We start from the raw sequence: 13,966 nt of genomic DNA, 5'->3' as shown, positions 1-13,966 counted from the left end.
AGGGTGTGTGCTACCGGGAGTGGGCGTTAATTTACCGGTGCCGGGCGCGCGTCAGCGTTCGGCTCATCGGCTGTGGCCTCTGAGCTCTGGCGGCGCAGCGCCAGTAGCCGACAAATCTCCGCGTGCTTGTCTTCGGTGAAGGTGAAGCGCGACATGCAGAGCAGGCGAATCAACGATCCTATAGCCGGAAGCAGACAGATGCCAAAAAACAGGCCGCTCAGTACGCCATCGCTCTGGCTTTGCGCCTGTGGAACGTAGCCTACCATCGTTAACCAGATGCCAATCAGCCCACCGCCCACGGCGACTGACATTTTACCGGTGAACGTCTGTCCGGAGAAGGTGATGGCCGCGCAGCGACGATGCGTGTGGTATTCGGCATACTCAATGGTATCGGCAATCATCGACGACGTCAGGATATTGCTCATCATGACAAACAGCGTACTCAGACCCAGCAGCAGGAACAGCACCGCTACGTGTTGATAGCCGATAAACCACATCAGCAGACGAACCACGATATCCAGCGCGCACAGGATCATAAACAGCCGGCGTTTCTGCATATGCCGGGTAAGAAGCGGGGCAATCAGGCAGATAACGGCGGCGACGATCCCCATTATGCCGATCGCCATCTGCAGGCTGGCGTCGCCAAGGTTGTAGATAAAGAAGTAGATATAAATGCCGTTCGCCACGTTGTGAAAGACGCAAAAGAAAAACGACAGCAGGATAATAAACAACGGCTTATTGTGGCGCAGATTGCGGAAAGTATCGCGAATGGTGACTTTTTCCGGGCTGGGCGGCACGCGCTCTTTAATCTGTATAAATCCGTTGAGCATTAGCGGCAATCCCACCAGCATCATCACCAGCGCGGCCATAAAATAGCCTTTATCATCACTATACTGGGCGAAAAAGGCCGCCAGTTTAGGGAAAAATATATTGGCGCAGGCTATACCGGCGTTAACCCCGAGCATCGCCGCGGTTACCGCGCGGGTACGCTGGCCAGAGTCGTTGGTCATTACCGATGACATTGACCAGAAAGGAATATCGGAAATCGCGTACAGAGTGCCCCACAGAATATAGGTGACTCCGGCATAAAGTATTTTCGTGGTGAGATCGGCCTCAATTTTGTAAAACGCCAGGAGCGTGACGCCGGTGATCAGCAGCGGCGCGATCAGCAGAAAGTGGCGAAACTTACCGAAACGGCTGTTCAGGGTATCCATAATACTGGCGAAGAGCGGGTCGTGGATCGCGTCCCAGGCGCGGGCGATCAAAAAGATGGTGCTCGCCGCCAGGGCGGAGATCCCCAGCACATCGGTATAAAAATAGTTGATAAACGAACCCACTAAACCAAAGCTAAAACACTGACCTAAACCATAGCCAAAATAGGACCATAACTCGCGAGAAGGTATTTTCATGGTGCTTGCCATCGTGTGTTCCCTCAAGCTCCGACCGTGTCCGGTCGGAGCATCTGTAGAGATAATGTTTTTATGCGTTAGTGGGGTGCAGGCCAATCTGGCTTAATTTACGCACCAGCGCCATTTCGCTTTTAGCAAACGGAATGCCGTTTTCATCAAATACGTCGTGAAACCACAGGCGGCAGTAATCCGGAGCGTTTTTCATAATCACCGGCCAGGGCAGCCAGGTCTGGGTTTTGCCGCGTACCAGCCCCCACTGGTAAGGCGCGACGTTGGCGGCATGCATCAGCGGAAGCTGTTCCTCAATCAGGCTGCCGACATGGCGCGCCAGCCACTCGGTACAGAATAAAGGCCGCCCAAGCTGCTGAAGCTGATGGATAATGGCGACCATCCGGGCGGTATTGGTGTAGGCGTGAAAGCTAATGACATCGGAGAGCGCCAGCGCCGCCTGATCTAAGGGATGCTGATAGAACACTTCGTTTGCCGTTTCTTCAGGTAATTTCCACGCGCAAACGGTTAGCGGCTGCGTCGGATCCTCTTCGCGTACCCAGCGAAACGCCGACTTCATCAGCTCCAGGGCATAGTGCTCCAGCTTTTCGTCGTACAGCACTTCAACGGTGCCGCTGGAAAAGATGCCGCGATTGCCCGGTTCGTTATACAGGTCCCAGAGCAGCACGCGGCGATCGTCGCGGAACTGACGCACGATATCGCGTAGATAGCGCTCAACCTCCGGCCAGGCGTCGCGGTTGCAGACGATTTCCCTGCCCGGACTGGCGGCAGCCTGGCTGTTGTGTTTTCCCGGGACCGGCGCTTTTTGCGCTCCGAGATAGGGCTCATCGCCGGAGAATCCACAATCATCCATCAGCGTCAGCATTGTGCGAAAACCGCGGTTATCGGCCAGAGTCAGAAACTGGTCGATACGGGCGATTAGCCCATCGCGATCGTGCTGCCAGACAATAAACGGCAGGTTGATACGCAAGGAGTTGTAGCCAACCTCTGCCGCCCAGCCAAGTTCGCGGTCGATCGTTTGCGCATCAAAGGTTTCCGCCTGCCAGATATCGGTCCAGTTCACCGCCGTTGACGGAAGGTAGTTAAAGCCGCATAGCCATCCCTGCTGTTGGTACCACGTTTGCGCCTGTTCTGATGTCCACTGCTGTTTCATGGTTCTCTCTCCAGCTGATAATAATTAGCTAATAAATATTAGTTGGCGTATATATGAGCAAATGGTGAAGCGGAAAAAAGCGAAGAAGGTCACAATCCTGGCGGCAGTAAAGCAAAGAAATGTGAGCAAGGGCGCGAGCGTAGCAAACTGCGGTTATGATGTGGGTTCCTCGAGCGAAGGGAAGTGATGATGAAACGTAAAACCAAAGTGACAATGAACGATATTGCCAGAGCCGCGGGGGTCTCGCAGGCGACGGTGTCGCTGGTGCTGAATCAGTCACGTAATATTAAACTCAGCGAAGAGACGCGCCAGAGAGTCATCGAGGTGGCGACAACGCTGGGTTATGACCGTTTGCCCGCCATCCATTCGCCGCGTAATCAGCAAGAGATTGCCTTGTTGATTAGCTCCTTACAGAGCTACGATCCGTTTATCGACGCTATCAGCCAGGCCCGCGAGGCGGCGTGGCGCAATGAAATTCTGTTGACGGTCTATGAATATGGCGATGATGCAGAGCTGGCGATCAACATCATTCGTCAGCTGGAAAAGCGTAACTGTGTGGGAATAATTCTGGCTTCGCCGGTGACGACCATTAGCGATATGTCGCAGTTTCGCGATTGTACCGAGCTGCCGCTGGTGCTGCTCAACCAGCGCGATCCGGATTCGCCGCTGCTACCGTCTTTTGTTCCGGATGACTATGCCAACGCCTTCCAGGTTACCCGCCATCTGATACAGCAGGGCGCGAGCCGGGTGGCGCATATTACCGGCGAAACGTGGATGGAAGCCACCAGGCAGCGTCTGGCAGGGTGGCGCGCGGCGCTGGAGCAGGCGGAAATCACCGTGCAGGAGGAGTGGGTTTATGAGACCAACTGGCAGTTTAGCGAGTCCCATCAGGCCACGGTAAAGCTGCTCACGCTGGAGCCGCGTCCCGATGCTATTTTTTGCGCCAGCGACTGGCTGACGATTGGCTGCTATCAGGCGCTGGCGATGCACGGCCTCGCGATCCCTGACGATATTCTGGTGGCGGGCTACGACGATCAAAAGATTTCTGAGCAGCTTACGCCGCCGTTGACCAGTATCCAGCTCCCGTACAGCGAGCTGGGCAGGCTGGCGGTTGAGTATCTGTGCAATGAAGAAGATGCGGCCACCCACGTGACGCTTGCCGGACGGCTGCAAACGCGCAAATCGAGCCAGCGGTGATAAAAAAAGGCCGCCATTCGGCGGCCCTGAGGGTCAGGCCGATCTTTTATTAGCGCTGCGAACAGCCTGCGCACTGCTTATTCTGGATCTGCTGGAAGAAATCGTTACCTTTGTCATCTACCAGAATAAACGCCGGGAAGTTTTCCACCTCAATTTTCCAGATAGCTTCCATCCCCAGTTCCGGGTACGCCACGCACTCCAGGCTCTTGATGCTCTGCTGCGCCAGTACCGCCGCCGGGCCGCCGATGCTGCCAAGATAGAAACCGCCGTGCTTATGACAGGCGTCGGTGACCTGCTGGCTGCGGTTGCCTTTAGCCAGCATCACCATGCTTGCGCCGTGGGATTGCAGCAGATCGACGTAAGAATCCATGCGGCCAGCGGTCGTAGGACCAAGGGAGCCTGACGCATAGCCCTCCGGGGTTTTCGCCGGACCCGCGTAGTAGATCGGATGATCTTTGACGTACTGCGGCAGTTCCTCTCCGCTATCGATCAGCTCTTTGAGTTTCGCATGGGCGATATCGCGCGCCACGATAATGGTGCCGTTGAGGGTCAGGCGCGTTGATACAGGGTGGGCGGAAAGCTGAGCCAGAATCTCGTTCATCGGCTGATTCAGGTTAATGCTAACCACATTACCTTCACCCTGCTGGCGCAGATACTCGGGAATATACTGGCCCGGATTGCTCTCCAGTTTCTCAATCCAGATGCCGTGGCGGTTGATTTTAGCTTTGATATTACGATCCGCCGAGCAGGAGACGCCCATGCCCACCGGGCACGATGCGCCGTGGCGCGGCAGGCGGATGACGCGAATATCGTGAGCGAAGTATTTGCCGCCGAACTGGGCGCCGAGGCCAAGGTTTTGCGCCTCAAGCTGCAGCTCCTGTTCCAGCTGAAGATCGCGGAAGGCCTGACCGTGCTCGTTGCCTTCGGTCGGCAGACCGTCATAGTAGTGGGTTGAGGCCAGCTTGACCGTTTTCAGGGTCGCTTCTGCCGAGGTACCACCAATCACAAAGGCGATATGGTACGGCGGGCAGGCGGCGGTGCCGAGAGTGCGCATCTTCTCGACAAGATAGTTTTTCAGCTTCGCCGGGGTGATTAACGCTTTGGTTTCCTGGTACAGATAGGTTTTATTCGCCGAGCCGCCGCCTTTGGCCATGCACAAAAACTTATATTCGTCGCCGTCGACGCTGTACAGGTCGATTTGAGCGGGCAGGTTGGTGCCGGTATTGACCTCTTTATACATATCCAGCGCGGCGTTCTGCGAATAGCGCAGATTGTCTTCGGTATAGGCGTTATAGACGCCGCGGGCGAGGGCGGCTTCATCGCCGCCGCCGGTCCACACGCGCTGGCCTTTCTTACCCATAATAATCGCCGTACCGGTGTCCTGACAGGTGGGCAGCACGCCTTTGGCGGCGATGTCGGAGTTACGCAGGAACTGCAGCGCCACGTATTTATCGTTGTCGCTGGCCTCTGGATCGAGAAGGATCTGCGCGACCTGTTTCTGGTGGGATACGCGCAGCATAAACGCTGCGTCGTGAAACGCCTGCTGCGCCAGCAGAGTCAGAGCCTGTGGTTCCACTTTGAGGATCTCCTGGCCTTCGAATTCAGCCATCGAGACGTACTCTTTGCTCAGCAGATAGTATTCAGTTTCATCTTTCGCTAACGGAAATGCTTCCTGATAGACAAACGGTTTAGTCGACATTGCTTTGCTCCCTAAGAGTAAAACCGCCGGGGTTTAACGCCCGACGGTTATGAATCAGAACATCATGGACATCCACGGATAGCCAATCAGCAGCAGGGCGGCCAGGAAGATGGCGCCGAAGATAGTACCGAGACGCCAGTAGTCTTTGGTCGGCAGATAGCCGCTGCCGTAGTAAATTGGGCTGGGGCCGGTACCGTAGGGGGTGATAATCCCCATCACGCCGAGCGAGGTCACCATCAGCAGTACGAACACCTGCATATTCATCCCCGGAATGGTGGAGGCGATAGTCAGCATCGCCGGCAGCAGCGCGGTGGTGTGCGCAGTGGTGCTGGCAAACAGATAGTGCAGCAGATAGAACGCCAGCAGCAGTACCACGGTGGCAACGCCCGGGGAGATACCGCTCATCAGCGCGCCGCCTTCTTTACCCAGCCAGGCGATAAAACCGGTGGAGGAGAGGCCGTCGGCCAGCGCCACCAGGGTGGCGAACCAGGCGAAGGTGTTCCACGCCGCTTTGTTGCTGGTGATATCGTTCCACGAGAGGACGCCGGTCCACAGCATCAGCACGATGACCAGCAGTGCGGCCAGCGCCGGTTCAATCCATTCGGCGGCGAAGATCCACATCATCAGCGCGAAGCAGACAAAGACCAGCAGCAGAATTTCGTTACGTGACAGGCGGCCAAGTTTTTCCAGCTCGCGCGCGGCCCACAGCGGCACTTCATCGTTTACTTTCACTTCCGGCGGATAGAGCCAGTAGGCCAGCAGCGGCATGGCCAGAATCAACAGAATACCCAGCGGCAGGAAGGCAATAAACCAGGTGCCCCAGGAGATATTAATGCCGACGATGCTTTTCACCAGCGCCAGAGCCAGCAGGTTTGGCGCGAGGGCGGAAAGGAACATGGAGCTGGTGATACAGGCCGCGGTGATCGCCACCCACATCAGATAAGAGCCAATGCGGCGCGCGCTTGGGTCGTTAGGTTTAGAACCGTACAGCGGCGGCAGGTTTGCGATGATCGGGTAGATGGTCCCCCCGCTGCGCGCGGTATTGGATGGCGTAAACGGCGCCAGCAGCAGGTCGGCGAAGGTGATAGCGTAGCCCAGCGTCAGGCTGCGGCGGCCGAGATATTTCACCAGAATCAGCGCCAGACGGCGGCCGAACTGGGTTTTATCGTAACCGGCGGCAAACATGAAAGCGCCGAAGATAAGCCACACGGTCGAGTTACCAAAACCGCTCACCGCCCATTTAAAAGAGGCGCCGGCAAGCCTGAAGTTTGGCGCGGACAGCTGTTCAGGACTGAAGAGGAGCCATTGGCTGCACAAGGCAATGACCACAACGCCGGTGAGCCCAATCACTGCCCCCGGCAGCGGTTCGAAGATCAGACCGACGATCACGCCGACGAAAATAGCAAAGTAGTGCCAGGCGTAAGGGGGCAGGCCATCGGGCACCGGGACAAATAGCAGGAGTACGGCGACGATAATGGGCATCGCCATCATCAGCAGACGTTTAGAAGCAGCCTTTGTTGCTGCACCGGCAGGCGGTATGGTTGTCTTTTTCTCTTTCATAATGAGTATCTGCAAGTAGTTAAAAATAGAGTTTTGTCGCCGAATAGCCGTCCGGTTTTTTTAGTTGCAAAACTTTCTTTAATTATTAATTACCGGCTCTGGTTATTACGCTGACAGTTAATTAACGCTTTTCTTTGGGCGTTAAAATAAAATATTGGGTTATTTATATATTGCGCTTTCATACGCCGTTGCAATTGATTGAGATCAAGAAAAACGGCTTGCCGGTCACTTTTTTTATCAATCATAATAACCCTAAAGGATGTGGTTTTTATTTGGTAGAAATACGTATAAATGTTAAATTTAAAATTCACCCTGGCTTTTAATTTGTTTTTAAATACATGATTTTAATTTTATTTTTTATTTATATGATTAATATTTGACCTTAACAAAGGTTTCCGTTTTGTTATCGTTTATCTCGATTGTGTGAAAGAATTATTTTTATTTAATAATACAATGGAGGTATGGATGTTATTGTTGGTATTAAATAGTTTTTTAACTAATGTAATTTCTTTAGTAACTAAAAATAGCGCTATATTATTACCATGACTTAAGGGGTTACCAACGACAATAAAAATAATCCTGTCACCCAATTCTGAATTTTATATTTAAAGTCTGGAGCGTCATTATGACCAGTAACCAACGAATTCTGCGTCCTTTTACTTTACCCAACGGTACTGAACTGAAAAACCGCCTGTTAATGGCGCCGATGACCACCTGCACGGGTTATTTTGACGGTACCGTGACCAGTGAGCTGGTGGAGTACTACCGCGCTCGCGCCGGCAGTATCGGCGCCATCATCGTGGAGTGCTGCTTTGTCGATAATTACGGTCTGGCGTTTCCGGGCGCTATCGGTATCGATAACGACGAAAAAATAGCCGGCCTGGCGAAAATCGCCGCGGCTATCAAAGCGGAAGGCTCTAAAGCAATTCTGCAGATTTATCACGGTGGCCGGATGGTCGACCCGCAGCTGATTGGCGGACGCCAGCCGGTCGCCCCCAGCGCAATTGCCGCACCGCGCGATGGCGCCGCGACGCCGCGTGCGCTGAGCGGGGAAGAAGTTGAAGGTATGATCGCGAAGTTTGGTGAAGGCGTACGCCGCGCTATTCAGGCGGGTTTCGACGGCGTTGAAATTCACGGCGCGAACACCTACCTGATCCAACAATTTTATTCGCCAAACTCTAACCAGCGCGACGACGAGTGGGGCGGTAGCCGGGATAACCGCGCAAAATTTCCGCTGGCGGTGCTGGATATCACGCACAAAATGGCTCGTCAGTACGCCGATGACGCTTTCATTATTGGCTATCGTTTCTCTCCTGAAGAGATGGAAGTCCCCGGTATCCGTTTTGCTGACACCATGTATCTGCTGGAAAAACTGGCCGCCCGCGGCGTGGACTATCTGCACTTTTCAGTTGGCGCCACGCTGCGTCCCTCAATTGTCGATACCCGCGATCCAACGCCGCTGATTGAAAAATATTGCGCTATGCGCTCTGAAACCTTAGCTCAGGTACCGGTGATGGGCGTGGGCGGCGTGGTTAACGCGGCCGATGCCGAACAGGGACTGGATCACGGCTACGATCTGCTGGCGGTGGGGCGCGCCTGTATCGCTTATCCTGACTGGACGGCGCGCATCGCCGCCGGCGAAGAGCTGGAGCTGTTCATCGACAGCACCCAGCGAGAAGCGCTGAACATTCCGGAACCGCTGTGGCGCTTCTCGCTGGTAGAAGCGATGATCCGCGATATGAGCATGGGCGACGCGAAATTTAAACCGGGTATGTTCGTCGAAACCGTTCAGGAAGACGCTAACGAGCTGGTTATCAACGTTAGCCTGGAAAACGACCGCATTGCCGATATCGCACTGGCGGCAGGCCCGGTGCAGACCGTCGAGTTCACCACCAGCTTTGAAGAGATCCGCGAACGTATTCTCAGCGCCAACACTCCGCACGTGGATGCGATTTCCGGGGCGACCAGCCAGAGCGAAGCGGTGAAAAAAGCGGTCTCTAAAGCGATGCTGAAGTCCAGCAAAGCGCTGGCCGCCGAAGAGGGCGAAGGCGATGCCGGGCCGAAAAGCTACGATGTGGTGGTGGTCGGCAGCGGCGGTGCCGGTCTGGCGGCAGCGATCCAGGCGCACGATGAAGGAGCGAGCGTGCTGATCGTTGAAAAAATGCCAACTATCGGCGGCAACACGATCAAAGCCTCTGCCGGGATGAACGCCGCGGAGACGCGCTTCCAGCGCGCGAAAGGCATTGAGGACAGCAAAGAGCTGTTCTATCAAGAAACGCTGAAAGGCGGTAAGAACAAAAACAACCCGCAGCTGCTGCGCTGCTTCGTGGAGAATGCGCCGGAGGCCATTGAGTGGCTGGCGCGTCGCGGCATTATGCTCAACGATATCACCACCACCGGCGGGATGAGCATTGACCGCACCCACCGTCCGCGCGACGGGTCGGCGGTAGGTGGCTACCTGATCAGCGGCCTGGTACGTAATATCACCAAACGCGGCATTGATGTCCTGCTGGATACATCGGTTGAAGAGATCCTGATGACCAACGATGAGGTAAGCGGCGTACGTCTGCTTAACGATGAACAAGAAACCGTTGTGGTACAGACGAAGAGTATTGTGGTGGCTACCGGCGGTTTCAGCGCCAACAGCGCGATGGTAGTGAAATACCGCCCGGATCTGGCGGGCTTTGTGACCACCAACCATAAAGGAGCGACCGGCGGCGGTATCGCGCTGTTGGAACATATCGGCGCGGGCACGGTTGATATGGGCGAAATCCAGATTCACCCGACCGTCGAACAGCAGACCTCGTATCTTATTTCCGAGTCGATCCGCGGCGGCGGGGCGATTCTGGTGAATCAGCAGGGCAACCGCTTCTTCAACGAGATGGAAACCCGCGATAAAGTTTCGGCATCGATTATTGCGCTACCGGAGCACTTCGCTTATATCGTCTTTGACGAGCACGTGAGAGCGAAAAACAAAGCCGCCGACGAGTACATCGCCAAAGGTTTTGTCACCAGCGCCAGCTCGCCGCGCGAACTGGCGGACAAACTGGGGATGGATTACCATGCTTTCCTCAATACGCTGGAGCGCTACAACGGCTTTGTTGAAAAACAGCATGACGCTGTCTTCGGCCGTACGACCGCGCTGCGCGCGCCGATTAATGAGGGCCCGTACCATGCGATTCGTATCGCGCCGGGGATTCACCACACCATGGGTGGCGTGACCATCAATACGGACACCGCGGTGCTGAACGCCAGCGAACAGGTGATTCCGGGCGCTTTTGCCGCGGGGGAAGTGGTCGGCGGCATTCACGGCGGTAACCGCATCGGCGGCAACGCGGTGGCCGACATTATCATCTTCGGCACCCTCGCAGGCCATCAGGCGGCGACACGTGCCAGAGGTTAATGCGTAAGCAATCCCGCCGGGCAGGCCAATATGCGGCCCGGCGTATTTACCTCTCTTTGGGAGTGCGTTATGTCCGACAACCGCGTCTACAGCTACTCCGCCGTGCTGATGGGATCCCCCATCCTGCTTAAGCTCTATGTTCACGATGAACCTCTCGCGTCCCGCGTTTTTCAACTGATTAAAGGCTATGAAGATCTTTTCACCGTTAACCGCGCGCACTCTCAGGTGATGGATATCAACCAGGCCGCCGGGCGGCATCCGGTGACGGTAAGCCGTCCGGTCTACGCGCTGATCAAATGCGCCAAAGCCGCCAGCATGGTGCGCGACAGCGCGTTTAACCTCGCGATTGGTCCGCTGGTGAAGCTGTGGCGCATTGGCTTTCAGGGCCATCGCGTACCCGCAGCGCAGGATATTGCCGCCCGGCTGACGCTAACGCGACCGCAGGATGTGATCCTCGATGACGCCGCCTGCAGCGTCTATCTCGCCCAGGCGGGAATGGAGATCGATCTTGGTGCCATCGCCAAAGGATATATCGCCGATCGGGTGCGTGACTATCTGCAGCAGCAGGGGATTAACGCCGCGCTGATTAACCTTGGCGGTAACGTCCACATCCTCGGCGAGTGGTCCATAGGGCTGAAAAAACCGTACTCCGCGGCGGATGCGCTGATTGGCAGTATTGAAGTGGTGGGGCAGTCGGTGGTGACCTCGGGCATTTACGAGCGTTATTTCGAGCAGGATGGTAAACGCTGGCACCATATTCTCGACCCGCGCAGCGGCTATCCGCTGGATAATGAACTGGAGAGCGTAACGATTATTTCCGCCGACTCGCTGGACGGCGATATCTGGAGCACCCTGATTTACGGCCTTGGCGTGGAGAAAGGCTGCGCGGCGCTGCGCCAGCGCGAGGATATCGAAGCGATTTTGGTCACCAAAAACCGCGACGTTATCCTCTCTTCCCGGCGCCGTTTCCGCTTTCAGCTGCTGGATGACGGCTACCGGCTTACTGGCAGTACTGCTTAAGCAGCCCGTACTGCTCGGCTATCAGGTGATAGCGATACACCGGACGTCCGGTGGCGCCGTAATGAATGCTGGTGTAAAGAATGTTAATTTGCGCCAGCCAAATTAAATATTTACGGCAAGATACCCGGGAGATATTTACCGCCGCCGCCAGTTCGTCGGTTGAGAACTCGATGTCCGGATGGGCATCAATCCACTGGCAAAGAGTGCGCAGCGTCTGTGGGGTTAAGCCTTTCGGCAGTTTGCGTGAATCAGCGGTCTCCGGCACGCCGCCGTGCAAAAGCCGGTCGACGTCCGCTTGTTCATAATAGGGCTGACCGGTCATCAGCTTACGTTTTTCGCGCCAGGCGGTCAGCGCCTCTTCAAACCGCGGGAACTGGAAGGGTTTAATCAAATAATCCACCACGCCGTAGCGCATAGAGGCCTGAACCGTCGCGGCGTCGGCGGCAGAAGTGATCATAATGACGTCGATGGCCCGCCCGGAAGCGCGAATGGCAGGCAGCAGATCCAGACCGCTATCCTGCTGCATATAGACATCCAGCAGGACCAGATCTATCTCCAGACCCTTATCGTTAATCATCTCCCTGGCTTTACTCAGCGTAGACGCCGTGCCGCTACAGCGGAAGCCGCTGACGCGCGCCACGTACAGGCGGTTCAGTTCGGCAACCATGGCATCATCGTCAACAATTAAGACATTTATCACGTACTTTTCCTTTTACTATCCCAGGGGAGATGAACAAAAAATTGGGTAAACACGCCGGGTTCGGACTCGACGGACAGCGACCCGCCCAGCTCGCGAAGCTGCTGGCTGGCGAGAAATAGCCCGACGCCGCGATTTTCGCCTTTAGTGGAAAATCCTTTATTAAAAATATCATCGATGAACGCTTCCGGGATCCCGGGACCATCATCGCTGACTTCACCGCTCAGCCAGCCGTTCTGATAATGCAGTAGCAGGCTGACTTCGCCTTCAGCCTGGCCGTTCATGGCATCCAGCGCGTTCTCGATTAAATTGCCCAGTACCGTGACCAGTATGGTGACCTGCTTTTCGTTCGGGCAGTCCGGAACCTGGCTCTCTTCCGCGAGGGTAAGGGTAAAACCGCGCTCCCTGGCATGCTGAATTTTGCCGATTAAAAAGCCCGCCACTACCGGTGATTTAATTCGGTGCTGGATCTCGCCGATATCCGCCTGATAAGTGTGGGCGGTCTGTAAGACGTACGCTTCAAGCTGGCTGTAGCTTTTCATATTCAACAGGCCGAGGATCACGTGCAGCTTGTTCATGAATTCATGGGAGGTGGTGCGCAGGGCGTCGACATAGTTCACCATTCCGTCGAGCCGCTGTAGCAGCTGGCTGACTTCCGTTTTATCCCGGAAGGTGCTGATCGCGCCAACCACGTCATCCTGGCTGCGGACGGGAACCGTATTGCTAATAAGCAAAAGACCGTTGCAGCCCAGCTCCCGATCGTAAATCGGCTCTCCGGTGTGCAGAACTTCCTGCAAATCCGCCAGGAGCGGGGTTTGCGCGATGTCGTTATCGGGCCCGCTAAACAGCATATCGCGCGCGGCGGGGTTAATCAGCGTCACCTGCCCGTCGGCATCTACCGCCACGACGCCTTCTTTTAAGGAATGCAGCATCGCCTGGCGCTGCTGGAACTGAGTTGAGATCTCCTGCGGCTCAAGGCCCAGCAGGACGCGTTTGAGGCCGCGAACCAGGCTCCAGGTGCCAACAGCGCAAACGACGGCGCTGAACAGCACGGTCAGAATCACATCCCAGCGGCTGGCGGCGATCTGGGTATCCACTTTGCTTAACGAAATGCCAATCGCCACCACGCCGATTTGCCGGCGATTATCGTCAAAAACCGGAGTAAATATCCGCAGGGCCTGGGCCAGCACGCCGTGGTTGACGGCAACGTTCTCTTTGCCCTGCAGCGTCGGCTGAATATCGTCGCCAATAAAGGGTTTACCGATAATCTGACTGTTGGGATGCGAAAACCGAATGCCGTCCATATTGGTAACGACCGCAAACAGCAGGCCATTGCGTTTGGCGGCGGCCAGCGCCAACGGCTGAATAATACCGCTGTCCGGCGGCAGCGTCAGACCGCGCTTGACTTCCGGGGTGTCGGCGAGCGTTCGTGCTACCGCCAGGGCTGTATCTTTCACGCCCTCGCGGGTGGCGCTGCCGATCTGCATAAACCACAGGGCATAAACCAGAATCAGTACCGAGCCGATGACGCTGCCAATCATCAAGGTGACGGCGGTACTTAGCTTCATACTCATCGGGCGTTTACGCGCGGGGGACGCCTGCGGCGCTAATTGCTTCATACCAATCCCAGAAAAAACTCATAGATATGTATTATCGCTGAATGGGCGGCTTTCATAAAGCCGTGTAAAAAAAGCAAATAAGACGGATGAAAAGCCGTCTTAACTGCTGTTTTTTTATCTGCCGCAGGGACCGGTAAGCGACGCGTCACAATATGCCTCATGCAAGTTTCGTAGGGCTAATGCATATACTGCCTGAATAA

At 55.5% G+C, this 13,966-nt stretch carries 9 protein-coding genes; 3 read left to right on the top strand and 6 right to left on the bottom strand.

Annotation, left to right across the window (positions count from 1 at the left end; genetic code table 11):
* Window positions 1-26 precede the first annotated feature (26 nt).
* Window positions 27-1,421, bottom strand: coding sequence for an MFS transporter (locus tag GJ746_RS13845; protein ID WP_154680731.1), 1,395 nt, complete (start codon window positions 1,419-1,421; stop codon window positions 27-29).
* 58 nt (window positions 1,422-1,479) lie between these two features.
* Complete coding sequence (locus GJ746_RS13840) at window positions 1,480-2,571, bottom strand: cellulase family glycosylhydrolase (protein WP_154680730.1); 1,092 nt, start codon at window positions 2,569-2,571, stop codon at window positions 1,480-1,482.
* Between the two features lie 189 nt (window positions 2,572-2,760).
* Between GJ746_RS13840 and GJ746_RS13835 the strand changes: the two genes are divergently transcribed.
* The gene (locus GJ746_RS13835) at window positions 2,761-3,768 is read left to right on the top strand and encodes a LacI family DNA-binding transcriptional regulator (protein ID WP_154682729.1); all 1,008 of its coding nucleotides are present in this window, start codon (window positions 2,761-2,763) and stop codon (window positions 3,766-3,768) included.
* A gap of 49 nt (window positions 3,769-3,817) precedes the next feature.
* Here the strand turns inward: GJ746_RS13835 and fumA are convergent, their stop codons facing one another.
* On the bottom strand, window positions 3,818-5,467 hold the full coding sequence (fumA, locus tag GJ746_RS13830; protein WP_154680729.1) for a class I fumarate hydratase FumA: 1,650 nt from the start codon (window positions 5,465-5,467) through the stop codon (window positions 3,818-3,820).
* A gap of 54 nt (window positions 5,468-5,521) precedes the next feature.
* Window positions 5,522-7,027 (bottom strand): anion permease, encoded by a 1,506-nt coding sequence (locus GJ746_RS13825; RefSeq protein WP_154680728.1) that lies wholly within the window; start codon window positions 7,025-7,027, stop codon window positions 5,522-5,524.
* 625 nt (window positions 7,028-7,652) lie between these two features.
* Here GJ746_RS13825 and GJ746_RS13820 point away from each other — a divergent pair.
* Both GJ746_RS13820 and GJ746_RS13815 read left to right on the top strand, forming a co-directional pair.
* Window positions 7,653-10,430, top strand: a complete 2,778-nt coding sequence (locus GJ746_RS13820; RefSeq protein ID WP_154680727.1) for a flavocytochrome c — start codon at window positions 7,653-7,655, stop codon at window positions 10,428-10,430.
* A 69-nt stretch (window positions 10,431-10,499) separates the two neighbouring features.
* Window positions 10,500-11,450 carry an FAD:protein FMN transferase gene (locus tag GJ746_RS13815; RefSeq protein ID WP_154680726.1) on the top strand — a complete coding sequence of 317 codons (951 nt, stop codon included), beginning with the start codon at window positions 10,500-10,502 and terminating at the stop codon, window positions 11,448-11,450.
* Here GJ746_RS13815 and dcuR read toward each other — a convergent pair.
* Both dcuR and GJ746_RS13805 read right to left on the bottom strand, forming a co-directional pair.
* Window positions 11,431-12,150 carry a two-component system response regulator DcuR gene (gene dcuR, locus GJ746_RS13810; RefSeq protein WP_154680725.1) on the bottom strand — a complete coding sequence of 240 codons (720 nt, stop codon included), beginning with the start codon at window positions 12,148-12,150 and terminating at the stop codon, window positions 11,431-11,433. The two genes, GJ746_RS13815 and dcuR, sit on opposite strands and share 20 nt — an antisense overlap.
* Window positions 12,147-13,766: a sensor histidine kinase gene (locus GJ746_RS13805; protein ID WP_154680724.1), complete on the bottom strand. Its 1,620-nt coding sequence runs from the start codon at window positions 13,764-13,766 to the stop codon at window positions 12,147-12,149. The genes dcuR and GJ746_RS13805 overlap by 4 nt, the downstream gene beginning before the upstream one ends.
* Between the last annotated feature and the right edge of the window lie 200 nt (window positions 13,767-13,966).

Source organism: Klebsiella oxytoca (genome assembly GCF_009707385.1).
In the GTDB taxonomy this organism is placed as follows: domain Bacteria; phylum Pseudomonadota; class Gammaproteobacteria; order Enterobacterales; family Enterobacteriaceae; genus Klebsiella; species Klebsiella oxytoca_C.
This window is presented reverse-complemented; position numbering and strand designations above follow the sequence as displayed.